The following is a 21,692-nucleotide window of genomic DNA, read 5'->3' on the forward strand; positions in this document are numbered from 1 at the left end:
ACTACGCCACCACGAGCCCGAGCGCCGTGCCCCACCCGTACGTGGGGCACGGCGCTTCGTGCTCCTCCGGGAACTCGAACCACACCACCTTGCCCGCGCCCGCCGGGTACCAGCCCCATGCCCCGGCCAACGCCTCCACCAGCAACAGCCCGCGCCCGCCGGTGTCTTCGGCCCCACGCTCCCGCCGCGGGAGCGCGGGGCATCCGTCGGTCACCTCGACCCGCAGCCGCCGCGCGCACCGGAGGACGGTCACGACACAGCGTTCCCCGGTGTGCAGCAGTGCATTGGCGATCACCTCGCCGGCACACAACTCCAGGTCCTGGAACGCATCATCCGCAAGCGGCACATCCCACTCCCGCACGATCGCCGCCACCAACCACCGCGCCGCCGGCACCGCCTCCGGCCCCGGCGCCACCCCCCATTCCAGCGGAACCGGGAACCGGGCACTGCTGAGCGGGCTGACCATCATGAACGCCTCCACGTCGACGGGGCAGGAGAGCTGCCGAGGGCCGAGCGACTGATCACCACCAGTCAACATGCGGTCACGCCTATGGGACGATCGATGATGCGGTGCGCGCATACCCGTATGCGCGCACCGCATCGAACCGCATCACGGCCCCGTGAGGGCCCGTAGCGTTTGGGTGGGCTGGTGAACTGGAACTCGGCAGCCGTCCGGCAGGCGTCCCGGACCGGGAACTACGGCAAGGTCGTCGAACTGGCGCGAAGCCATCGGCGGATGACCCAGATGCAGTTGGGTGCGGCATGCGGGTTGTCGCAGTCGGCAGTCTCGCGGCTGGAGAAGCGCGGTGACGGGCCCTACTCCATGGACGTGCTGCTGCGGATCTCACGGCACCTGGACATCCCACCGGCCATGCTCGGCCTGGCCGCCGCGCCGATGGGGACGATGAAGGGAGGCGAGTGCGTGGAGAGGCGGCAGTTCCTCGGCGCGGCGGCGGCGATCGCCGTCGCCGCGCCCGCTCTCACCCTCGTGGATCACCCCGTGGAGGAGGCCGAGCCACAGGCAGCGGCGCTCCGGCTCGCCACGACCTCGTACCGGAGGCTGGACGGATCGACGCCGTCCCGCGAACTCGCAGAGGCCACCCACTCGCACCTGCGGCTGATCCAGGGGCTCATGCGCACGGCACCCACCGAGACCGAACGGTCCGGGCTCGCGGCTGCCGCGAGCGAGGCCGCGAGTCTGGCGGCGTGGCTGGCCTGGGACATGGCCGACCACGGCTCGGCGCGTGCGTTCTACGGGGCCGCGATCAAGGCGGCCCGGTCGAGCATGAACCCGCTGCTCGCCGCCTACCAGACGGGAAGTCTCGCCCAGTTCGAGGCGCACACCGGCAACGCTGTCCAGGCGCTGAGCCTCGCACGGAGCGCTCGAAGGTTCCTGGAACCGGACTCTCCGCCCATCGCCGATGCCTGGCTCTCGTCCGTGGAGGCCCTGGGACATGCCGCCGCGCGCGATCGGCGCGGCGCCGATCGCGCGTTGACACGGAGCCGAGCGGTGATCGAGGGCAGCGCTGGTGAAGCTCGGCCGCCTTGGCCCTGGGTGTTCACCTTCGACGAGTCGAAGATCGCCGCGGTCCGCGTCAGCTGCGGCGCCAAGCTGGGGCTCGCCGCATGGACATCCGAGGGCGTCCGCTCCCCGGCCGTCACCGGTCATGCGAAGCAGCGGGCGCTGATGTTCATGGATGTGGCAACGGGCCACCTGGCCGCAGGGCGGGTCGAGGCGGCGTTCACGCTCGCCGGCCAGGCGTTGGAGATCGGCCTCCAGTACCGCTCGGGGCGGATCGTCGAAAGGGGCCGTGCGCTCCGGCGCTCCTTCAGCACGTCGTCGCCGTCCAGGGCCGTCCGTGACTTCGACGAGCGGCTGCACGGCGTACACCTCTAGGAAGGAACACGATGCGGATCGGGATCACGGGGCACCGAGGGCTGGATGCCGAGCTGGAGCGGAAGGTCCGGCAGTTGCTGGCCGACTCCCTGGCGGCAGAGGCCGCGGGCGAACTCACCGTCGTATCCTGCATCGCGGACGGGCCGGACGCGTGGATCGCCGAGATCGCACTCGACCGGGGCGCCCGACTCGCGGTTGTCATCCCCGCCCAGCGATACCGTGACGGCCTGCCGGAGTGGCACCACCCGGTCTACGACCGCCTCCTCCGGGGCGCCTCCGAGCAGCACCACACCGGGCGGGTGGAGTCCGACGAGGCCGCCCACATGGCCGGGAGCGAGTTGCTCGTCGGCCAGGTCGACCGCCTGATCGCCGTCTGGGACGGGCTGCCCGCCCGGGGCTTCGGCGGGACGGCGGACGTGGTCGCCCACGCACGGCGGCTGGGTGTTCCCGTCGAGGTGCTCTGGCCCACCGGGGCCCGGCGCTGACCGGTCGAGAAAGGGGAGAAGCATGGGATTCGGCCTCGTTGTACGGTTCGTCGCCCGTGATGCGACAGCCGCTCACGCCTTCGACGAACTGGCACGGGAGGCACTCGAAGGGATCCGCACCAAGGAGCCCGGCACTCTCGTCTACGTCAATCACGCCGTGCCGGACCAGCCGCGCGTCCGGGTCTTCTACGAGCTGTACGCGGACCGCGAGGCGTTCGAGGAGCACGAGCGGCAGCCGCACGTCCACCGGTTCCTGACCGAGCGCGGCCGGTACCTCGAATCGTTCGAGGTCACCTTCCTGGACGAGATCGACGGCAAGGGGTCGTCCGCCTGACCCGAACTCCCGGCCGAAACAAAAGGGCCCCCGGCCGGTGCGCACCGGCCGGGGGCCCTTCCGCTACCCGTACTGCCCTGGGTCAGGCGCTCTTGGCGGCCGTGAAGCGGGTCGAGACGTCCTGCCAGTTGACGACGTCCCACAGGCGGGTGACGTAGTCGGGGCGGACGTTCTTGTACTGCAGGTAGTAGGCGTGCTCCCAGGCGTCGAAGGCCAGCAGCGGGGTGGTGCCCTGGCCGACGTTGCCGTGGTGGTCGTAGACCTGCTCGACGATCAGGCGACCGCCCAGCGGCTCCCAGGAGAGGATGCCCCAGCCCGAGCCCTGGACGCCGGTGGTGGCGGTGGTCAGCTGCTTCTTGAAGGCCTCGAAGCTGCCGAAGTGCTCGGTGATGGCGTCGGCCAGCTCGCCCTCGGGGCGGTCGCCGCCCTCCGGGGAGAGGTTCTGCCAGAACAGCGAGTGCAGCACGTGGCCGGAGAGGTGGAAGGCGAAGGTCTTCTGCAGGCCGACCAGACCGCCGAACTGCTCCTTGTCACGCGCCTCGGCCAGCTGCTCCAGGGTGTCGTTGGCGCCCTTGACGTACGCGGCGTGGTGCTTGGAGTGGTGCAGCTCCAGGATTTCCGCGGACATCGCGCGCTCCAGCGCGGAGTAGTCGTACGGCAGGTCGGGAAGCGAGTAGGTGCCCATCAGGACACGGCCCCTTTCGGCGAGTTCAACGATGACGATCGTGCCGGGTCAACACTATTGCGTATCAGTTGCAAGAACGAACAAGGGGCTCCTGCATATTCCTCCCGTCGTGTCGGGCACAATGGGACCGGCAGCGTGTAATGAGCGATGAGGGCGAGTGACCATGACAGGTGCACCGGTGGTGCTGGGCATCGAGTCGTCCTGCGACGAGACCGGCGCGGGGCTGGTGCGCGACGGCGTGCTGCTCGGACAGGCGGTGGCCTCCTCGATGGACGAGCACGCCCGCTTCGGCGGCGTGGTCCCCGAGATCGCCGCCCGGGCGCACCTGCACGCGATGGCCCCGGTGGTCGACGAGGCGCTGCGCCGGGCCGGGCTGACCCTCGCCGACGTCGGCGCCGTCGCGGTGACGGCCGGTCCGGGCCTGGCCGGGGCCCTGCAGATCGGGGTGGCGGCGGCCAAGGCGTACGCCTTCTCGCTGGGCGTCCCGCTGTACGGGGTGCACCACCTGGCCGGGCACGTGGCCGCCGCGACGCTCGACGGCGGACCGCTGCCGGACCCGTGCGTGGTCCTCATCGTCTCCGGCGGGCACACCTCCCTGCTGCTCGTCCGCGACCTGGCCCGCGATCCGATCGTGCACCTGGGCGACACCCTGGACGACGCGGCCGGCGAGTGCTTCGACAAGGTGGCCCGGATCCTGCGGCTGCCCTACCCCGGCGGACCCGCGATCGACCGGGCCGCGCGCGAGGGCGACCGGCGTGCGGTGCGTTTTCCGCGCCCGCTGAGCGGGCCGAACGACCCGCCCTACGCCTTCTCCTTCTCCGGCCTCAAGACCGCCGCCGCCCGCTGGGTGGAGGCGCAGCGGGCCGCCGGCGCCGAGCCGCACGTCCCGGACGCCGCCGCCGCGCTCCAGGAGGCGATCGCCGACGTGCTGACCCGCAAGGCCGTCAGGGCCTGCCTGGACCACGGGATCGGGACGCTGGTGGTGGTCGGCGGGGTGGCCGCGAACTCGCGGGTGCGGGAGCTGGCCGAGCGGCGCTGCGCCTCGGCCGGCATCGCGTTGCGGGTGCCGCCGCTCGGACTGTGCACGGACAACGGGGCGATGGTCGCGGCCGTCGGCGACCTGCTGGTGCGTGCGGGCGCCGCGCCGGCCCCGGCAGACCTGTCGGTCGACCCGTCGGCGCCGCTGGAGTTCGCGGCACTCACCCCGCGGGTGACGGCGCGGGCCGCCTGAGTCACGACAACCGCAGGACGATCCGGGACAAAAGCCCCGGGCGACTGTCCTCTGACAACGTTTCGGTTGCGACGAACATTTCTTCGATCATTCATCTTCCCAGCGCACTGTGACCTGTGCCATTTTACATGTCACACATCGAGAGGTCGCGGTCCCCCAAACCGCGGCCCGAACGGCCCCGGAGGCCCCCACAGATGCGTCCCTTCCGGATTTCCAAGGCCAACGCGCGCAGGCTCCCTGCGCTCGGTGCCGCCTTCTTCATCGCACTCGGCCTGTTCGCCCCGCAGAGCCAGGCCGCCCCGGCCGGCTCCGCCGCGGCCCCGGCCGGCAACAGCGCCGCCTCGTCGACGCCGCGGTCGATCCCGGTGCCCAAGTCGCCCGACGCGAAGAGCACCAGCCCCTTCAAGCTCTCCGCCCAGGACAGCGCCGAGGCGAACACCCCGCCGGCCGCCCCGGCCACCCAGCCGGCCAAGGCCGCCAAGGGCTTCTCGGCCGCCGCCGCCGACCCCTGTCCCGACCTCTCCGGAGTGCTCAACGCCACGGGCAGCGCGCTGGTCCAGCAGCTCAAGGCCCTGCCGCGGGTCGACTGCACCTACCCGCTGTTCAACATCACCGGGGACAGCGTCAAGGCCTTCCGCGAGGCCAACATGGTGACCGTCGCCAACGCCCTGCGCGACGCCTCCCCCGCCTACCCGGGCGACAACAGCACCAACATCGGGCAGCTGGTGCTGTTCCTGCGCGCCGGCTACTTCGTGCAGTGGAAGTTCCCGGAGACCGTCGGCGCCTACAGCTCGACGCTGAAGTCCGCGACCGGTGCCGCGCTGGACGCCTTCTTCGCCTCCGCGCACGGCAAGGACGTCACCGACGCCAACGGCGCGCTCCTCGTCGAGGTCGTCAAGGTGATCGGCCAGAGCGACACCCTCGGCCGCGAGGCCGGCGTGTTCAAGTGGCTGCTCTCCAGCTACAACGGCAGCTGGCCCACCCAGATGACCAACACCGTCTCGGAGTTCGACTGGGTCCTCAAGGACGCCTACGAGTCCAAGACCGACGCCGCCGGCTGGAAGGCCGCCCTCAAGGCCGACCCGAGCATCGTCAACACCTGGTCGGGCTTCATCACCCGCAACGACTCGCAGCTGAACCGCTGGGACGTCGTCAGCAACATCGGCCGCTACCTCGGCTACGCCCTGCAGGTCGACGAGCTCAAGGGCCAGCTCCGGCCGGTCCTGAAGGACCTCATCAACCGCTACCCGAACGTCGGCCCCACCGCCCCGATCACCATGAACCTGGGCTGGGCGACCCGCCAGTTCGACAAGGGCAACTGCGCGGCCTACGGCATCTGCGACCTGGGCACCCGCCTCATCCCGGTGATCCTGCCGATCCAGCGCGTCTGCAACGACGGCCTGAAGATCAAGGCCCAGGACATGTCCCCGGGCCAGCTGGACTCGACCTGCACCAGCCTGATCAACCAGGACGCCTACTTCCACAAGATCATCGGTGACAAGGGCGCCATCCCCGGCGACGTGAACACCAACCTCGAGGTCGTCGCCTTCGACGACTACGACCAGTACTCGCTGTACGCCTGGGCCTTCTACGACATCGACGTCGACAACGGTGGCATGTACGAGGAGGGCGACCCGTCCAAGCCGGGCAACCAGGCCCGCTTCATCGCCCACGAGGCCTCCTGGCTGCGGCCGAAGTTCGAGATCTGGAACCTCAACCACGAGTACACCCACTACCTCGACGGCCGCTACAACATGTACGGCGACTTCGAGGCCAGCCAGACCACCCCGACCATCTGGTGGGTCGAGGGCATCGCCGAGAACATCTCCTACGGCTACCGCAACGAGCGCAACGCCGCCGCGATCACCGAGGCCGGCAAGAAGACCTACAAGCTCAGCGAGCTCTTCGACACCGTCTACGGCCAGACCGCCGACCCCGACGAGAACTCCAACCGCGTCTACCGCTGGGGCTGGCTGGCCGTTCGCTACATGCTCCAGGAGCACCGCTCCGACATGGACGCCATCCTCACCAAGTACCGCACCGGTGACTGGAACGGCGCCCGCACCATCCTGAAGCAGACCATCGGCACCCGCTACGACGCCGGCTTCGACGCCTGGCTCACCAAGTGCGCCAGCAACGACTGCGGCCCGCTGCCGGAGGCCCCGACCGGCCCGGTCACCCCGAGCACCCCGCTCTGCACCATCCCGGACACCCGCCAGTTCGACAACAACTGCCGCCGGGACAACCTCACCGCCACCACCGGCAACTACAGCTACCACTTCATCAACCTGCCGGCCGGCGTCAAGACGCTGACCATCACCAGCAGCGGCGGCACCGGCAACGCCGACCTCTACTACGGCGGCAACAACTGGGCCACCACCAGCAACGCGCTGGCCAAGTCCACCAACGCCGACAACAACGAGACGCTGACCATCACCAACCCGCCGTCCGGCTGGGTCTACTTCAGCCTCGCCGCCCAGCAGACCTTCAGCGGTACCACGCTCTCCGTGTCGTACCAGTAACAGGCTCCGCATACGAAGGGCCCCGCCGGTTCGCCCGGCGGGGCCTTTTCCATGCCCGCGCACACCTTCTCGAAGCCCCCCCGGGAAGCGAACTGACAACGTTTCGGTTGCGGCGAACAATTCTTTGGTTCGCAACCTTCCCAGTGCACTGTGATGTGTGCCATTTTACATGTCACACACCGAGAGCCGCGTGCCCCACATGCGGCCCAACAGGCCCGGAGGCCCCCACAGATGCGCTCCTTCCGCATGTCCAAGGCCAACGCGCGCAGAGTCCCTGCGCTCGGCACCGCCTTATTCCTCGCGATCGGCCTCTTCGCTCCGCAGAGCCAGGCCGCGCCGGCCCCCGCGGGCACCCCGGCCGCCGCCGGCGCCGCCTCTGCTTCGGCGCCCCGGTCGATCCCGTTCCCCGAGCCCGACGTCCAGCGGACGCACCCCTTCAAGCTCTCCGCCGATGACAACGACCGGGCCCAGCGCGCGCTCGGCGCCCCGACCGACGCGCCCTCCCCGGCCGCCAAGGGCTTCTCGGCCCCCGCCGCCGGGGACGGCTGTCCCACCGACCTCTCCGAGCTGATCAGCGCCACGGGCAGCGCGCTGGTCCAGAAGCTCAAGGCCCTGCCGAAGGTCGAGTGCACCTACCCGCTGTTCGACCTCACCGGGGACAACGCGGCGACCGCCTTCCGCGAGTCCAACCTGGTGACCGTCGCCAACGCGCTGCGCGACGACTCCCCCGCCTACCCGGGCGACAACAGCACCGACATCGGGCAGCTCGTGCTGTTCCTGCGCGCCGCCTACTGGGTGCAGTCGAACTACCCGGCCGTGGTCGGCGCCTACGGCTCGACGCTGACCGCCGCGACCAAGGGCGCGCTGGACGCGTTCTTCGCCTCCCCGCACAGCAAGGACGTCACCGAAGCCAACGCCGCGCTCCTCGTCGAGACCACCAAGGTCATCGACCAGACCTCGACGCTCGGCCGGTACGCCGGTGTCTACAAGTGGCTGCTCTCCACCTACGACGGCGTCACCGCGCCCGCGAGCCTCAAGGCCACCGTCGTGCGGTTCGACCCGATGATCGAGGACGGCTTCGAGGACAAGAAGGACAGCACGGGCTGGAAGGCCGCGCTCCGGGCCGACCCCACCATTCTCGACGCCTGGGCCGGCTTCATCACCCGCAACGAGGCGCTGCTGAACCACGACAACCTGATCAGCAACACCGGCCGCTACCTCGGCTACGCCCTGAAGGTCGACGAGCTCAAGCCCCGGCTCCGGCCGATCCTGAAGGACCTGATCAACCGCTGGCCGAACACCGGCCCGACGGCCCCGATCACCATGAACCTGGGCTGGGCCACGCGCCAGTTCGACAAGGGCCACTGCGCCGACTACGGCATCTGCGACCTGGGCGCCCGCCTCATCCCGGTGATCCTCCCGACGACGTACACCTGCAACCCGGACCTGAAGATCCGGGCCCAGGACATGTCCCTCTGGCAGCTGCGCTCCACCTGCACCAACCTGACGGACCAGAACCCGTACTTCCACAAGATCATCGGCGACCCGGGCGTCATCCCCGGGGACGTGAACACCAACCTCGAGGTCGTCGTCTTCAACGACGAGTACCACTACAAGCTGTACGCCTGGGCCTTCTACGACATCGACGTCGACAACGGCGGCATGTACGAGGAGGGCGACCCGTCCAAGCCGGGCAACCAGGCCCGCTTCATCGCCCACGAGGTGTGGTGGGACACCGAGACGTTCGCGATCTGGAACCTCAACCACGAGTACACCCACTACCTCGACGGCCGCTACAACATGGGCGGCGACTACGCGGCCAGCGAGCTGACCCCGACCACCTGGTGGGTCGAGGGCATCGCCGAGAACATCTCCTTCGGCTACCGCAACGAGCGCAATGACAAGGCGATCGCCCTGGCGGCCGCCAAGACGTACAAGCTCAGCGAGCTGTTCGACACCACGTACGACCCGGAGGCCGGCGCCGACGTCAACACCAACCGCGTCTACCGCTGGGGCTGGCTGGCCGTCCGCTACATGCTCCAGAACCACCGCGCGGACGTCGACACCGTGCTCACCATGTACCGCGCCGCCGACTGGAACGGTGCCCGCGCCTTCCTGAAGCAGACCATCGGCACGCGCTACGACGCCGACTTCAACACCTGGCTGGACGCCTGCGCCAAGAACGACTGCGGCCCGCTGCCGGAGGCCCCGACCGGCCCGGTCACCCCGAGCACCCCGCTCTGCACCATCCCGGACACCCGCCAGTTCGACAAGAACTGCCGCCGGGAGAACCTGACCGCCACCACCGGCAACTACAGCTACCACTTCATCAACCTGCCGGCCGGCGTCAAGACGCTGACCATCACCAGCAGCGGCGGCACCGGCAACGCCGACCTCTACTACGGCGGCTCCAACTGGGCCACCACCGGCAACGCCCTCGCCAAGTCCACCAACGCCGGCAACGACGAGACGCTGACCATCACCAACCCGCCCGCCGGGTGGGCCTTCTTCAGCCTCGCCGCCCAGCAGACCTTCAGCGGTACCACGCTCTCCGTGTCGTACCAGTAGACCGATATCCACTACGCAGCACCCATGACAAGGGGCCCCGCCGGTCTGCGAACGGCGGGGCCCCGCTCCGTACCCGGAACCGCGGGTGATGCGACCGGCGTCCCCCGCGTGACAGGTGGTCATCCGGTGATCGCCCGAATCTGGGGAGGGCGGCCATGCCAGCAAGGAACGAGGAGGGACGCCGCAGCGATGCGGCGCCCGGCCTGGCGTGGTTCCTCGCCGCTCCGCCGCTGGCGGTGGCCAGCACCCTTCTCGGTACCAGGCTCACCGCCCAGACCTGGGACGGGCAGTGCGAATTCGGGATCGGCCCGTCGGACCGCTTCGCCCTCGTCCTGATCACCATGCCGACGGTCTGCTGCGCGATGGTCGTGGCGCTGGTCCTCCTCCAGTTGGCGCTGCGCCGGGCGCCGGCCGGCGTGCGCTGGCCGGCCCTGGTCGGCACCGCCGTCCTGTTCACGGCGCTCTACACCGCCGGCATGGGACGTCCGCCGACGGCGCCGCAGGTGTGCGCCGGCCCCTGGCCCACCCTCCCGTTCACCCGTTGAGGCCGCCTACAGCTCCGCCTCCGGGGGGAGGCGGTGGACGCCGGGGAGGTGGGTGTCGAGTTCGCCGGGTTCGAAGCGGCACATGCCGACGGCGTGCCAGAACTCACCGGCCACGTCGCCCTCGCACTTGTAGGCACCGGAGGGGAGCAGGGCGGCCCAGCCGTCCGGCGCGCCGAGCAGGGTGGCCAGCGCGGTCGGGCGGCCGTCGGCCTGGACGCGCCAGAGGCGGACGGTGCCGTCCTCGCCGCCGCTGGCCAGCAGTGAGCCGTCCGGGCTGAAGGTGACAGCGAGGATCCGCCCGGTGTGGCCGCGCAGGCCGGCCAGTTCGGTGCCGCTGAGCGGGTCCCAGACCCGGACCACCCGGTCGTCGCCGGCGGTGGCGAGCAGCGGGCGGTGCGGGTGGGCGGCGGCGGTCCACAGCCGGCCGACGTGGCCGGTGAGGCGGTGGCGGACGGTCCGGTCGACCCAGATCAGCGCGGTGCCGTCCCAGGAGGCGCTGGCCAGCCAGGCGCTGTCGGCGGCCGGGGCGACGGCGTACACCCGGTCGGTGTGGCCGTCGAGTTCGGCCTCCACCCGCCCGGTCGCGATGTCGGAGATCCGCACCGTGGTGTCGTCGCAGCCGGTGAGCAGCTGCCGGCCGTCCGGGCTGAAGGCGATCGAGCGGACCCGGCCGCGGTGCTCGCGCAGCGTGGTGAGGTGGGCGCCGGTGCGGCGGTACCAGATGCGGACGGTGTCGTCGTCGTTGGCGGTGGCGACCAGGGCGCCGTCGGCGCTGAACGCCTCCGCCCAGACGTGCTCGGTCTCGACGTCCATCTCGCGCAGGTACTCGCCGGTGCGGGCGTTCCACAGGCACAGGTCGCCGTCGTTGGTGGCGGTGGCCAGTACGGCCTCCTCCGGGCTGAACACCGCGGAGACCAACCGGCTGCTGCGGCCGGAGAGTTCGCGCAGCCGGCGGCCGGTGGACGGCTCCCAGATCCGGACCGCGCCGTCGTTGCCGCCGGCGGCCAGCAGGGCTCCGTCGCCGCTGAAGGTGAGCGAGCCGATCCGCCGCCCGTGGCCGCGCAGCAGCTGGCGGCTGCGGCCACTGGAGGGGTCCCAGAGCCGGACCCGGCCGTCGTTGCCGCCGGTGACCAGCAGCGGGTCGGTCTCCGCGCCGCCGCGGCCCGAGCCGGGGCGGAACCGGCAGGCCCAGACCGAGCCGCGGTGCTCGGGCGGCTGCCGGCGCAGCGGCACCACCTCGCGGGCGCCCGCGGCGCCCACCGTGCCCGCGCCCTCCCCGGCGCCGACCCGCCAGACCCGGACCCCGCCGTCGCTGTCGCTGGCCGCGAAGCGGGTGCCGGCCTCGTCGAAGGTGACCTGGTAGATCTTGCCGGTGGAGTCCTCGGGCCGGCCGGCGGCAGTGCCGTCGAGCGGGTTCCAGAACCGGATCTGGCCCTCGGTGTCACCGCTGGCGAGCAGGTCGCCGTCGGGGTGGAAGGCCAGCGTGTAGATCCGGCCGGCGTGGCCGGGCAGGCTGTGGCGCAGCCGGCGGCCGGCCACCTCCCAGATCCGCACGGTGCCGCCGGTGCCGTCGTCCGGCCCGCCGTCGGCGGTGGCCACCAGGGTGCCGTCCGGGCTGAACGCGGAGCGGTAGACGGTGCCGCGGTGGCCGGGCAGGACGGCGAGCCGGCGGCCGGTCACCGTGGACCACAGCCGGGCACCGCCGCCCTGGTCGCCGGTGACCAGCACGGTGCCGTCGGGGTTGAACACCGAGGTGTAGACGGGCGCGGCGTGGCCGGGCAGCCGGTGCAGCGGCTCGCCGGTGGCGGTGTCCCAGAGGGTGACGACGCCGTTGAGGTCGCCGGTGGCGACCATCCGGCCGTCGGGGGCGAGCGAGACCGGCCAGACGCCGCCGGGGTGCACGTCGAGGCGGTGGCGGCACTCGCCGGAGACCGGGTCCCAGAGCCGGACGGTGCCGTCGGCGCTGCCGGTGGCGAGCACGTTGCCGGCGAACTTGACGGTGTAGACGCGGCCGATGTGGTCCTTGAGGGTGCGCAGGGCGATGCCGGTGACGGCGTCGCAGACCAGCACGCTGCCGTCCTCGGAGCCGACCGCCAGCAGGTGGCCGTCCCGGCTGAAGGCGACGGGCTCGGGCAGCCGGGTGGAGCGCACGTCGAAGCCGTAGGGGACGCCGACCTCGGAGGGGCTGAAGCCGGCCTCGACGGGCAGCCCGGGGGCGATGGCGGCGGCCTGCAGCTCGGGGGCGGCCAGCACCTCCTCGTCGGTGACGGCGGAGATCAGCGCGGCCCGCTGCCAGCGGCTGCCGCGCAGCCGGGCGCCGCGCAGGTCGGTGCGGATCAGCCGGGCACCGTGCAGGTCGGCGAAGCGCAGGTCGGCGCCGCTGAGGTCGGCGGCGTCGAGCCGGGCGCCGGCCAGGCGGGCGCCGCGCAGGTCGGCGCCGGCGAGGTTGGCACCGAGCAGCCGGGCCCCGCGCAGGTCGGCGCCGAACAGGTCGACGCCGGACAGGTCGCGGTGCGAGAGGTCCTCGCCGGCCAGGGTGGCACCGCGCAGGTCGGTGTGGGCGGGCACCCGCAGCCGGTCGAGGATCTTGACGGCGTTGAGCCGGGCCGCTTCGGAGGCGGCCTCGGGGATGTCCAGGACGGAGCGGGCCCAGCGCTGGCAGACCTGGTGGTCGGTGAGGTCGCAGAGGAACTCGACGGCCAACCGGCTGAGCGGGCCGCGGCCGAGCAGGGTGGCGTCGCCGCGCCGCAGCGCCTCGGCGGCGGCCCGGGCGACCAGCCACTCCACCACCGAGCCGTGGATGAAGTGGAACATGCCCTCGTCGGAGCGGACCAGCAGGCTGCCGGAGCCGACGGCGTGGGCGACCTGCGGGGTGGGCATCCGGTTCTCGGCGAGGCCGTTGAGCACGCCGGCGATGTCGACGATCTCGTCCAGCGGGATGGAGCTGCGGCCGCTCTCCCACAGCCGCAGCGCGAGCAGGGTGACGGCCTGCCAGAGCTGGTCGAGGTGCAGGCCGGGGGCGGCGCCGGGGCCGCCGTGGCCGCGCTGCTCCTCGAACCGCAGCCAGGCGGTGAAGACCTCCTGGTAGAGGCCGGCGGCGCTGAGGGCCCGGCCGGCGCCGGCGACGGCGCGCAGCCGGTCGTGGTCGAGGTCGGCGACGAAGCTCAGCAGCCGGGGGTTGCGGCAGAGCGCGAGCAGGTCGGGGATGGCCTCCAGCAGCCGCATCCGGCGGTCGGCGGCCTCCCGGTCGCCGTAGCGGTTGCCGAGGTAGCCGCGGATCTGGTGCGGGGTGAAGTCCTGGACGGCGATGAGCCGGCGCTGTGGGAGCAGGCCGACGCGTTCGCCGAGCGCGGTGAGCACCTGCTCGTGGGAGCTGAAGTGCTGGGTGCGGCTGGTGACCACGATCTTGGCGCTGTCGACGGCGGCGTCCAGCAGAACCTGGAGGTGGTCGGCGGCGCGTTCGTAGCTGACCCGGTTGACGAGTTCGTCGAAGCCGTCGAAGAGCAGCACAACCCGGCCCTGGCGGAGCATGTAGCGGAAGGCCCGCAGGTCGAGGGTGTCGATGCCGTGCTCGGTGAGGTGGGCGGCGACCAGGCCGTCCAGCGAGTGCGCCTTGTCGAGGGCGCTGAGCTCGATGAACAGCGGCGACAGGTGCGGGAGTTCGGCGGGCAGCCGGCGGGCGAGCTCGCGCAGGGCGAAGGTCTTGCCGCGGCCGAAGTCGCCGAGCAGCAGGACAAAGCGGCCGTGGTCGGAGTCGAGCAGCCGCAGCATCTCCTCGACCAGGCCGTCGCGTTCCTCGGCGCCGGGGCGTTCGGCGTCGCGGTAGCGCTGCGGCAGGTAGAGGCCGGGGTGGTACTGGCTGTCGGTGGCGAGCCGTTCGGTCTGGGCGGCGACGTGGCCGCGCAGGTCGAGCAGGCCCTGGAACTCCAGGAAGCTGCGCAGCCGCACGCCCCGGCGGCGGGCCCGATCGCGCAGTTCGCGCGAGGGCGGCGGGCCGTCGTGCACGAGTTCGGCGTCGAGGGCGGCGCCGTCGGCGTGCACCGCGTCGGCGAAGCGCTCGACCTCCTCCTCGGTGGGGGTGCCGACGCAGGCGGCGACCCGCTGCTGGCGGACCAGTCCGGATTCCGCCCAGGTGACGAACAGCTGGGTGGCGGTGCCGGCGACGGAGCGGATCTGGGCGCCCGGGTGGCGGGTGCGGCAGACCTCGGCGACCCGCTCCAGCAGGGCCTGCTCCGGGGTGGCGAGCGCGCGGGCCTCGTGGTCGGTGTCGGCGGGTTCGCGGACCTCCTCCAGCTGCGGCGGGCCGGCCTGCGGGGCCGGTTCGGGGGCCGGGAAGGCGCGTTCGGCCCGGTGCCAGGCCACCGTGAGCCGCTGGTGTTCGCCGACGGGGGCGGGCCAGCGGGTGAGGCCCTCGCGGGTGAGCCGGAGCAACTGGTGGGCGCCGGGGGCGGCTGCGCCCAGGACGGGAAGCTCGCCGGTCGAGGTGGCCAGGGTGCGCGGGGTGGTGCGGCCGTCGGCCGGGCCGTGCAGCAGCAGGTGGAGGCGGGGTGCGGTGAGCCGGGTGAACCGGTCGGCGTCGCGCAGCGGTTCGGCGCCCGGGCCGTGGGAGGCGCGGGCGGGGGCGATGTTGGCGGAGCGCACGCCGGAGCCCGGGGTGACCGGGTGGCGCACGGCGCCGATCCGCAGCCAGCCGTCGTTGGCGTACGGGCGCAGCGCCTGGGCGAACCAGGCGGCCTGCTCGGGGCCGAGCCAGCCGTAGTGGTCCTCGGGCCGGTGGGTCCAGGCCATCGAGGAGTTGAGCCCGGCGACGACGGTGCCGAGTTCGGGCACCGGGAAGAGCGTCCACGGCTGGGCGCTGTCGAAGACCACGTCCAGGCCCTGGTAGAACTCCTGGAACAGCCGGGCGTAGTGCCGCCACTTGGGCCAGTACGGCGCGGCGGGCCGCAGCTCGTCGGCCTCGCAGGTGGCGAAGTAGGCGCGGGAGGCGGCCTGGCTGACGTCCTGGCCGCCGGGCAGCACGGCCACCCGGTGCGGTTCCAGGCCGAGCAGGGCGCGGATGCCGGTGAGGAAGGTGAGCGCCTGCTCGCACTCGCGGGGGCTGCCGGAGGCGGTGAGGTCGCCGGTGACGACGACGAGTTCGGGCGCGGGGGCGCCGGCGTCGGCGAGTTCGACCAGGTCGCCCCAGATGGCGGCCTGTAGGTCGACCGGGTCGTGGCCGCTGCCGAAGGCGGGTCCGGCCAGGTGCAGGACGGTGATCGCCTCGCGGCCCGCGGGGCGGGCGGCGGCCTGCGGGTACTCGGGCTGGGCGGAGGGGCGGCGGCGTCCGGCCCAGCCGGTGCCGCCGACCTGGCGCGGGGCGGGGACGGCGCTCGGCGTCCGGACGGGGCCGCCGCTGGTGCCGTTGCCGCCGTTGGCGCCGTTGCCCGGGTAGCCGGGGACCAGGTCGGGGCGGGCCCGGCCGTCCACCGCCTGGCCGACCCGGGTGAGCAGCAGTTCGCGCGCCCGGGCGGGCTCGGTGACGCCGACGAGGTCGATGTAGGTGAGCGTGGCGAGCAGCCCGTCCACCGGGATGTCCTCGATCCGGACGGTCAGCAGCCGCCGCTCCGGCGCGTCCGGATCGGCGCGCAGCGCGGCCTGCCACTCCATCCGGCCGTAGCGCGAGCGCTCGTAGTTGCGCGAGAGCAGCGCGATGACGGCCGCGGACTCGGTCACCCCGCGGTCCATGAAGTCGACGAAGTTGGTGCCCGGCACGAAGTCCCAGGCCTGGAGCAGCGCCCGGTAGCCCGCTTCCTCCAAGGTCCAGGCGATCCAGGACGCCCACCGTTCGTCGGCCGGCGAGTAGCTGATGAAGAAGTCGATCGGCCCGGGGCCACCCGGGGTCGCGTCAAGAGCCCCCATGGAAGCAGCTTATGACCGATCCGGAGAGGCTCAACCCTGTTTCACCTCAACGAGTTCGGGTGGTTTTCGGCCGTCGCCCCTCCCCCACGTTTCCGTCACTCGTCCGTCCGTACGAGCGGCGGCCCCGGCCGACGGCCTCGACCGGCAACGTCTCGTGTGCGACCCTGACGTCCGTGTTCGCGTACTGGCCCGCCGTCAAGCGGCTGCACCCCCTGGACCTGCTGGCCGCGGGGCTGCTCGCCTGCGGCCTGCTCCTCCTCGCCACCGGCCTGCTGCCGACGGACTCCGCCGGGGCGGCCGTGCAACGGATCGCCCCGCTGCTGGCCTTCCTCGGTTCGGTCATCGTGCTCGCCGAACTGACCAGTGCCGCAGGAGTGTTCGACGTGGTGGCGGCCTGGGTGGCGCGGGCCGGACGGGGCAGCTACTCCGCGCTGTTCCTGCTCTGCGTCGGCTTCGCCGCGCTCACCACCACCGTGCTCAACCTGGACACCACCGCCGTCCTGCTCACCCCGGTCATGCTGGCGCTGGCCACCCGGGTGGGCATCGCCCCGCTGCCGCTGGCGATGACCACGGTCTGGCTGGCTAACACCGCGAGCCTGCTGCTGCCGGTCTCCAACCTCACCAACCTGCTGGCCGCCGACCGGGTCGCGCTCTCCCCCGCCGGCCTGGCCCGCGTGATGTGGGCGCCGCAACTCGCCGCGCTGCTGGTCACCATGGTCTGCCTGTGGGGCTTCTACTGGCGGCGCGGCCGGCGCGGCGCGGCCACCTACCGGCCGCCCGCGGCGCACCGGCCCGGGGACCGGACACTGTTCCGGATCTGCGCGCTGGCCTGCGCCGGCTTCCTGGTGGCCAGCCTGGCGGCCGTCGTCCCGCTCTGGGCGGCCTCGGGCGCGGCGGCGGCCGTCGTGGTGGCGGCGTTCGCGGTGCGCCGGCCGGAGGCGCTGCGGGCCTCACTGGTGCCGTGGCGGCTGCTGGTGATGGTGCCCGGCATGTTCCTGGTGGTGCAGACGGTGGACGCGCACGGTCTGCACCGGCTGCTCGCCGACGCGATCGGCGCGGACGGCGGCACGCTCGGCCTCTTCCGGGCCTCGGCGGTCGGCGCGGGCCTGTCCAACCTGCTGAACAACCTGCCGGTCTACCTGGCCGGCGAGGCCGCCGTCCCGGAGGGCAACCACACCCAGCTGCTGGCCCTGCTGATCGGCACCAACATCGGCCCGCTGGTGACCCCCTGGGCCTCGCTGGCCACCCTGCTCTGGTACGAGCGCTGCCGCTCGGCCGGTCTGCGGGTGCCGCTGCGCGGCGTCGCCGCGACCAGCGCGGCCCTGGCCCTCGGCGGCGTCGGCCTGGCGACGGCGGCACTGGCCCTCACCGGGTGACCGGCGCCCACCCGACCACTGAGCGGACGGACCACGGTCATTCAGTAGAGAGCGGGCAAATCGCCCCGACTTCTCACACTGCGTGGCCGAACCACCCGGATCGCCCAAAACTTCCGCGGCGAACGTCGGCACTTTGCCGCGTACGCGACGTATGCCTTTCCTGGCCCAACCGCACTGTGACTGCTGGCACTTGACATTCCTGCACCGGCGGTAAAGGATCCGACACGAAGAACTGACGAACAGTCAGGTACTGTCATTGAGGGACCGCCGGTCAGGATCCCGGGTTGAAGGGCTGTTCTTACGCCTTCGGATCGACCGCCTCGTCTGCGCCGATGGCCTTCGACGCTCGACGAACCGCCGTCCCGTCCGCAGCCTCAGGTTCCCCAGGGGCGGACACTCCGTCCAACGACGCCGTCAACTCCGGTCCGACCGCACCGGCGGCACCGGGGTCCTGCTGGACGGCGGCGATCGGCTCTACAGCTGAAGGAGAGCAAGTGACCGACGAAATGGTACGGCGGGCACAGGTCTTCGTGAACGCCGCCTATGGCAGCCGAATAGGAATGACGATTGCCGAGGACGGAAAGACCGGCTGGCCCACGATGTACGCCCTCACCCGGGCACTGCAACTCGAACTCGGCATAGCCACACGGCGGTCAACGCCGCCCTGGACCACGGATTCAAGACGGGGACCCGCATCGACCAACGCCGAGCATCTGTAGAACATCTGGAAGAACTCGTACGAATCCGAGACGTTTGCACTGAACAGCGTCTTCATCATCGACCTCTGGGACATCGACGGGAAGCCCGGGGGCGACGACAGTTCCCCCGCGATGCGGCCGGCTCGACTGGACTATGTGGACGAGGAGATCTACGACGTCCTCCGCCGCTACCAGGGCCCCGCGGAGCCGGCGTTCAGTGAGGCAAGGAAGCGCATGGGGCTCTACTACGTCATGGAGAAGTACAACTCCATATCCCGGAACCTTTGAAAGTGCAGAGAACCATGATGTCAGGGGACGAGCCATACGCCAGACACAACGGTCTGGTCCTGCTACTCGCAATCCTGGCCAGCGCCATCGCCACACCGGGCCTGATCTTCTACGGCCTCCGGATTCTGATACGGGCAAGATCCAGGTACGAGGCAAGGGGATTGGCGGCAGCCACGGCACTTTTTGCATGGGCTGCCACCACCGGACTCTACGGGTGGGGTCTGCTGAAGTTGGCCATCACCGACGACTATTCCGAGGACCGGGCCTGCAACGCCGTCACTGGTGGCCGGCTCGCGGGGTACGACCCGTCGTTCCTTCCGCTGGAACTCCGCTGCCTCACCACTGACGGCCGAAGCGTTCCGGCGGTGGTTCCCTCGTACTTCAATCCGACGCTCCTCGCACTGGCGATCGGCGCGACAGCCCTGACGGTCGCCGCCTTTTGGACGAGTCGCTGTTCCACATCGACGTTCCTCCGGGATCTCCGGAGCTGACGGCTTTGTCCGAGCAGTTCCGCTCCCGGAACAGCATTCCAGGCCTGGCGATCCGCTGACGCCCGAGCGCCGGGCCGCCGCCCGACGATTGGCCTCCCGCCAACGGGGGCAGCGCCCGCCCCGATAGAACCGAACCACCGCACACCAGCAAGCCCGATACGGGATCAACTAGTCCCTAATGCTCGCACGAAGCAACGACCCGGGCGGCGGGGGCGGCGGCGTCAGCGCCGTCGGCTGACGCGGCCGAGCTCGACCGTTCGAATCCGGCGTCGTGGAAACTCCCCCTGGAGCCGTACCTTCTGTCGGTCAATGAGCAGGAGCAGCTGGGGCGCGCCATGGGCATGCTGACCGAGGACTGCATGCACCGCGCCGGGTACAAGAACTGGCGGCCCGCGCCACCACTGCCGAGGATGGGGCCCAAGACCCGGACCGACCTGCGCTACGGCATCCACGACGCCACCCTGGTCGGCAAGCGCGGGTACCACCCGGACGCCGCGGAACAGGCCGCGCATGAGGCCGCCGTGGCGGCCGGCGCGGTCGGCCCCTCGGGGGCCGAGGCAGCGGCCGAGAACAACTGCGGACAGCAGGGGAAGCAGAAGCTCGGCGATGTCCAGGAGGCCTTCCAGTTCGCCGAGCAGCTCGCCAACGAGGCCTATGTCAAGGCCCAGCAGGAGCCGGAAGTCGCGGCGGCCTTCGCCCAGTGGTCCGCCTGTATGAAGGAGAGCGGCTACGTCTACCGGGAACCGCTCGATGTCGCGAGCGACCGGAAGTTCGGCGGGGAGGTGACCAAGGCCGAGATCGAGACAGCGCAGACCGACCTCCAGTGCCGCGGCCGTACCAATCTCGCCCTGACCTGGTTCGAGGCCGAATCCAAGCTGCAGAAGGCGTCCGAGGAGAAGAACGCCCTCGTGCTGCAGGACGGACGGAAGAAGCTCGATGCCACGATGAAGACCGTCACCGCCGTTCTGGCCGGTCGGTCGTAGGCGGTCGTAGGCGGGCGCGGGTGGTGCAGCCGGAAGGTCATGCGGCACCGGACGGGCCCGCGGGGCCTGCCGTCAGGTCGAGCAGGTACGGCAGGACCTCCGGGCGGGCCGCGACATAGCTGCGGGCGGTGTCCGGCCGGCCGATCCGGGCACTGAAGGGGCCGCCGTCCAGCGTGCGGACCTCCAGCCCGGCCTCGGTGGCGAGCAGGCAGCCGGCCGGCAGGTCGATCTCCTCCGCCCGGTAGCCGACGAAGCCGTCGATCAGCCCGCAGGCCAGCAGCGACCAGGTGAGCAGCGGCGCCCACAGCTGGAGCACCCGGCGCGCGCCGCTCTCCAGGCCGTCCTTGAGGGCCCGCGCCACCGGGTCGCCGGCCGGCACGCCGTGGCCCTGGGTCCAGCCGAGCACCGGTCGGACGGCGCCGAGCGGTCGCCGCGGCGCCGTCAGCCGCCCGGCCGGGCCGTGGGCGCCCGAGCCGCGCACCGCCCGCCAGGTGCGGCCGGCCACCGGGTCGTGCACCACGCCGAGCACCGGCTCGTCGTCCACGCACAGCGCGATGCCGACCACGTAGGCGGGCAGGCCGATCACCACGTTGTTGCTGCCGTCCAGCGGGTCGACCAGCCAGGTGCGGCGGGCGCCGGACCCGCCGGCCAGGTCGCCGCCCTCCTCGGCGCGGATCCGGTCGGCGGGGAAGCGCTCGGCCAGCCGGCGGGTCACCAGCTGCTCGGCGAGCAGGTCGAGTTCGGTGACCACGTCGCCGTCCGTGCCCTTGGTGTCGACCCGGAACGTGCTGAGGAAGCGCGAGCGCAGCAGCGCGCCCGCGTCCTCGGCGGCCCGCACCGCGACCCGGCATTCCTCTTCGAACGCCCCGGCGCCGTCACCCGGGTCCGTCGTCGTACTCCCCACTGATCCTCCTGGCTGCCTCTTCGGCGATCCGGGCCGTGCGTTCCGCGTCGCAGAGCCGGCGCACCACCCGGCGGGGGCCGCCGTCCACCGGCCCCAGCACCACGTCCACCGGCCCCGGTACGGTGCGGCCGAGCACGACGGTGGCGGTGGGCGTGCCGCCCGGCAGCACGGTGGCGTGGAACTCCCCGGCCCGCAGGGTGTAGGTCTCGCCGCGCCCGCTGGTCTGCTCGGCCAGCGGCTCCCAGCGCACCAGCCGGGCGGTGGGCCGTACCTCGTCCACCCCGGCGGCGGCGTCGCTGTGCACCGCGTAGGCCCGGTGCGTCGGCCGGGCCGGCTCGTCGTACACGCCGATCCGCAGGTTGCCGATCCGGCCGTAGAGCACGCTGCTCTTCAACTCCCAGCTGTGGCAGTGGATCTCGCGCTGTCCGACGGCGGTCGCCGGGTCGAACACGTGCACGCAGACGCCGAGCGCCCCGTCGCGCACCACCGGCAGGCAGTAGAACCCGAGCGGGTGCGCCACCGCCCGCAGCACCCGGGCCCCGCTCACCACCTGGGCCAGCAGCCCGCCCACCAGCGTGTCCAGCCCGGGCTCGGCAACGGTGCGGCCGGTGGCCCGGTCGAGCGTCGTGAACAGGTCGTTGCTCATCGCTCCCCCTTGTCCCCCGCCCAATATGCTAGGACTGCCGAGAAGTTGACGGCCAGCGAGTTGACGCCCCCGGCCACGGTTTCCCGTTGCCGAAAACCCGCGGGCCCGCGACGCGTGGTGCGTCGCGGGCCCGCGGGTCCC

General features: G+C 71.9%; 17 protein-coding genes. 12 read left to right on the top strand and 5 right to left on the bottom strand.

From position 1 onward, the window contains the following. Window position 1 precedes the first annotated feature (1 nt). Complete coding sequence (locus ABZW10_RS29030; protein WP_355371473.1) at window positions 2–469, bottom strand: ATP-binding protein; 468 nt, start codon at window positions 467–469, stop codon at window positions 2–4. Window positions 470–649: 180 nt separating this feature from the next. Between ABZW10_RS29030 and ABZW10_RS29035 the strand changes: the two genes are divergently transcribed. Genes ABZW10_RS29035 through ABZW10_RS29045 form a run of 3 tightly spaced genes read left to right on the top strand, consistent with a single transcriptional unit; the run spans window position 650 to window position 2,716 of the window. Continuing rightward, window positions 650–1,897, top strand: a complete 1,248-nt coding sequence (locus tag ABZW10_RS29035; RefSeq protein WP_355371476.1) for a helix-turn-helix transcriptional regulator — start codon at window positions 650–652, stop codon at window positions 1,895–1,897. Window positions 1,898–1,908: 11 nt separating this feature from the next. Beyond that, window positions 1,909–2,382, top strand: coding sequence for a hypothetical protein (locus ABZW10_RS29040; RefSeq protein WP_355371478.1), 474 nt, complete (start codon window positions 1,909–1,911; stop codon window positions 2,380–2,382). A 22-nt stretch (window positions 2,383–2,404) separates the two neighbouring features. Further along, the gene (locus tag ABZW10_RS29045; protein WP_355371480.1) at window positions 2,405–2,716 is read left to right on the top strand and encodes an antibiotic biosynthesis monooxygenase; all 312 of its coding nucleotides are present in this window, start codon (window positions 2,405–2,407) and stop codon (window positions 2,714–2,716) included. 82 nt (window positions 2,717–2,798) lie between these two features. Here ABZW10_RS29045 and ABZW10_RS29050 read toward each other — a convergent pair whose 3' ends face one another. Then, window positions 2,799–3,401, bottom strand: a complete 603-nt coding sequence (locus tag ABZW10_RS29050; RefSeq protein ID WP_355371482.1) for a superoxide dismutase — start codon at window positions 3,399–3,401, stop codon at window positions 2,799–2,801. 163 nt (window positions 3,402–3,564) lie between these two features. Here ABZW10_RS29050 and tsaD point away from each other — a divergent pair, with 163 nt between their 5' ends. The 4 genes from tsaD to ABZW10_RS29070 all read left to right on the top strand — a co-directional run bounded on the left by tsaD (window position 3,565) and on the right by ABZW10_RS29070 (window position 10,267). Further along, the gene (gene tsaD, locus ABZW10_RS29055; protein ID WP_355371484.1) at window positions 3,565–4,632 is read left to right on the top strand and encodes a tRNA (adenosine(37)-N6)-threonylcarbamoyltransferase complex transferase subunit TsaD; all 1,068 of its coding nucleotides are present in this window, start codon (window positions 3,565–3,567) and stop codon (window positions 4,630–4,632) included. 194 nt (window positions 4,633–4,826) lie between these two features. After that, window positions 4,827–7,154 (top strand): collagenase, encoded by a 2,328-nt coding sequence (locus ABZW10_RS29060; RefSeq protein ID WP_355371487.1) that lies wholly within the window; start codon window positions 4,827–4,829, stop codon window positions 7,152–7,154. Between the two features lie 231 nt (window positions 7,155–7,385). Next, the gene (locus ABZW10_RS29065) at window positions 7,386–9,722 is read left to right on the top strand and encodes a collagenase (RefSeq protein ID WP_355371489.1); all 2,337 of its coding nucleotides are present in this window, start codon (window positions 7,386–7,388) and stop codon (window positions 9,720–9,722) included. A 155-nt stretch (window positions 9,723–9,877) separates the two neighbouring features. Continuing rightward, the gene (locus ABZW10_RS29070; RefSeq protein ID WP_355371491.1) at window positions 9,878–10,267 is read left to right on the top strand and encodes a hypothetical protein; all 390 of its coding nucleotides are present in this window, start codon (window positions 9,878–9,880) and stop codon (window positions 10,265–10,267) included. 6 nt (window positions 10,268–10,273) lie between these two features. Here ABZW10_RS29070 and ABZW10_RS29075 read toward each other — a convergent pair whose 3' ends face one another. Continuing rightward, the gene (locus ABZW10_RS29075) at window positions 10,274–16,165 is read right to left on the bottom strand and encodes a TIR domain-containing protein (protein ID WP_355371494.1); all 5,892 of its coding nucleotides are present in this window, start codon (window positions 16,163–16,165) and stop codon (window positions 10,274–10,276) included. Between the two features lie 173 nt (window positions 16,166–16,338). Between ABZW10_RS29075 and ABZW10_RS29080 the strand changes: the two genes are divergently transcribed. The 5 genes from ABZW10_RS29080 (at window position 16,339) to ABZW10_RS29100 (ending at window position 20,001) form a co-directional block, all read left to right on the top strand. Then, a complete protein-coding gene (locus tag ABZW10_RS29080; RefSeq protein WP_355371496.1) occupies window positions 16,339–17,541 on the top strand; it encodes an SLC13 family permease in 1,203 nt (400 codons plus the stop codon). 494 nt (window positions 17,542–18,035) lie between these two features. Beyond that, window positions 18,036–18,260 (top strand): hypothetical protein, encoded by a 225-nt coding sequence (locus ABZW10_RS29085; RefSeq protein WP_355371499.1) that lies wholly within the window; start codon window positions 18,036–18,038, stop codon window positions 18,258–18,260. Window positions 18,261–18,395: 135 nt separating this feature from the next. Beyond that, window positions 18,396–18,527: a hypothetical protein gene (locus ABZW10_RS29090; RefSeq protein ID WP_355371501.1), complete on the top strand. Its 132-nt coding sequence runs from the start codon at window positions 18,396–18,398 to the stop codon at window positions 18,525–18,527. Between the two features lie 2 nt (window positions 18,528–18,529). Then, window positions 18,530–19,018 carry a hypothetical protein gene (locus ABZW10_RS29095; RefSeq protein ID WP_355371504.1) on the top strand — a complete coding sequence of 163 codons (489 nt, stop codon included), beginning with the start codon at window positions 18,530–18,532 and terminating at the stop codon, window positions 19,016–19,018. A 335-nt stretch (window positions 19,019–19,353) separates the two neighbouring features. Then, window positions 19,354–20,001, top strand: coding sequence for a hypothetical protein (locus ABZW10_RS29100; protein ID WP_355371507.1), 648 nt, complete (start codon window positions 19,354–19,356; stop codon window positions 19,999–20,001). 37 nt (window positions 20,002–20,038) lie between these two features. Here the strand turns inward: ABZW10_RS29100 and ABZW10_RS29105 are convergent, their stop codons facing one another. Then, on the bottom strand, window positions 20,039–20,905 hold the full coding sequence (locus ABZW10_RS29105) for an inositol monophosphatase (protein WP_355371509.1): 867 nt from the start codon (window positions 20,903–20,905) through the stop codon (window positions 20,039–20,041). Continuing rightward, on the bottom strand, window positions 20,877–21,551 hold the full coding sequence (locus ABZW10_RS29110; RefSeq protein WP_355371512.1) for a hypothetical protein: 675 nt from the start codon (window positions 21,549–21,551) through the stop codon (window positions 20,877–20,879). Before ABZW10_RS29110 ends, ABZW10_RS29105 begins: the two co-directional genes overlap by 29 nt. Window positions 21,552–21,692 lie beyond the last annotated feature (141 nt).

Origin of the sequence: Kitasatospora sp. NPDC004723, assembly GCF_040609255.1 — a bacterium.
GTDB lineage: Bacteria > Actinomycetota > Actinomycetes > Streptomycetales > Streptomycetaceae > Kitasatospora.

Coding starts and splice junctions, on each gene's coding strand:
- ABZW10_RS29030 (WP_355371473.1), bottom strand. CDS start 469: ATGATGGTCAGCCCGCTCAGCAGTGCCCGGTTCCCGGTTCCGCTGGAA.
- ABZW10_RS29040 (WP_355371478.1), top strand. CDS start 1,909: ATGCGGATCGGGATCACGGGGCACCGAGGGCTGGATGCCGAGCTGGAG.
- ABZW10_RS29045 (WP_355371480.1), top strand. CDS start 2,405: ATGGGATTCGGCCTCGTTGTACGGTTCGTCGCCCGTGATGCGACAGCC.
- ABZW10_RS29050 (WP_355371482.1), bottom strand. CDS start 3,401: ATGGGCACCTACTCGCTTCCCGACCTGCCGTACGACTACTCCGCGCTG.
- tsaD (WP_355371484.1), top strand. CDS start 3,565: ATGACAGGTGCACCGGTGGTGCTGGGCATCGAGTCGTCCTGCGACGAG.
- ABZW10_RS29060 (WP_355371487.1), top strand. CDS start 4,827: ATGCGTCCCTTCCGGATTTCCAAGGCCAACGCGCGCAGGCTCCCTGCG.
- ABZW10_RS29065 (WP_355371489.1), top strand. CDS start 7,386: ATGCGCTCCTTCCGCATGTCCAAGGCCAACGCGCGCAGAGTCCCTGCG.
- ABZW10_RS29070 (WP_355371491.1), top strand. CDS start 9,878: ATGCCAGCAAGGAACGAGGAGGGACGCCGCAGCGATGCGGCGCCCGGC.
- ABZW10_RS29075 (WP_355371494.1), bottom strand. CDS start 16,165: ATGGGGGCTCTTGACGCGACCCCGGGTGGCCCCGGGCCGATCGACTTC.
- ABZW10_RS29100 (WP_355371507.1), top strand. CDS start 19,354: ATGGGCATGCTGACCGAGGACTGCATGCACCGCGCCGGGTACAAGAAC.
- ABZW10_RS29110 (WP_355371512.1), bottom strand. CDS start 21,551: ATGAGCAACGACCTGTTCACGACGCTCGACCGGGCCACCGGCCGCACC.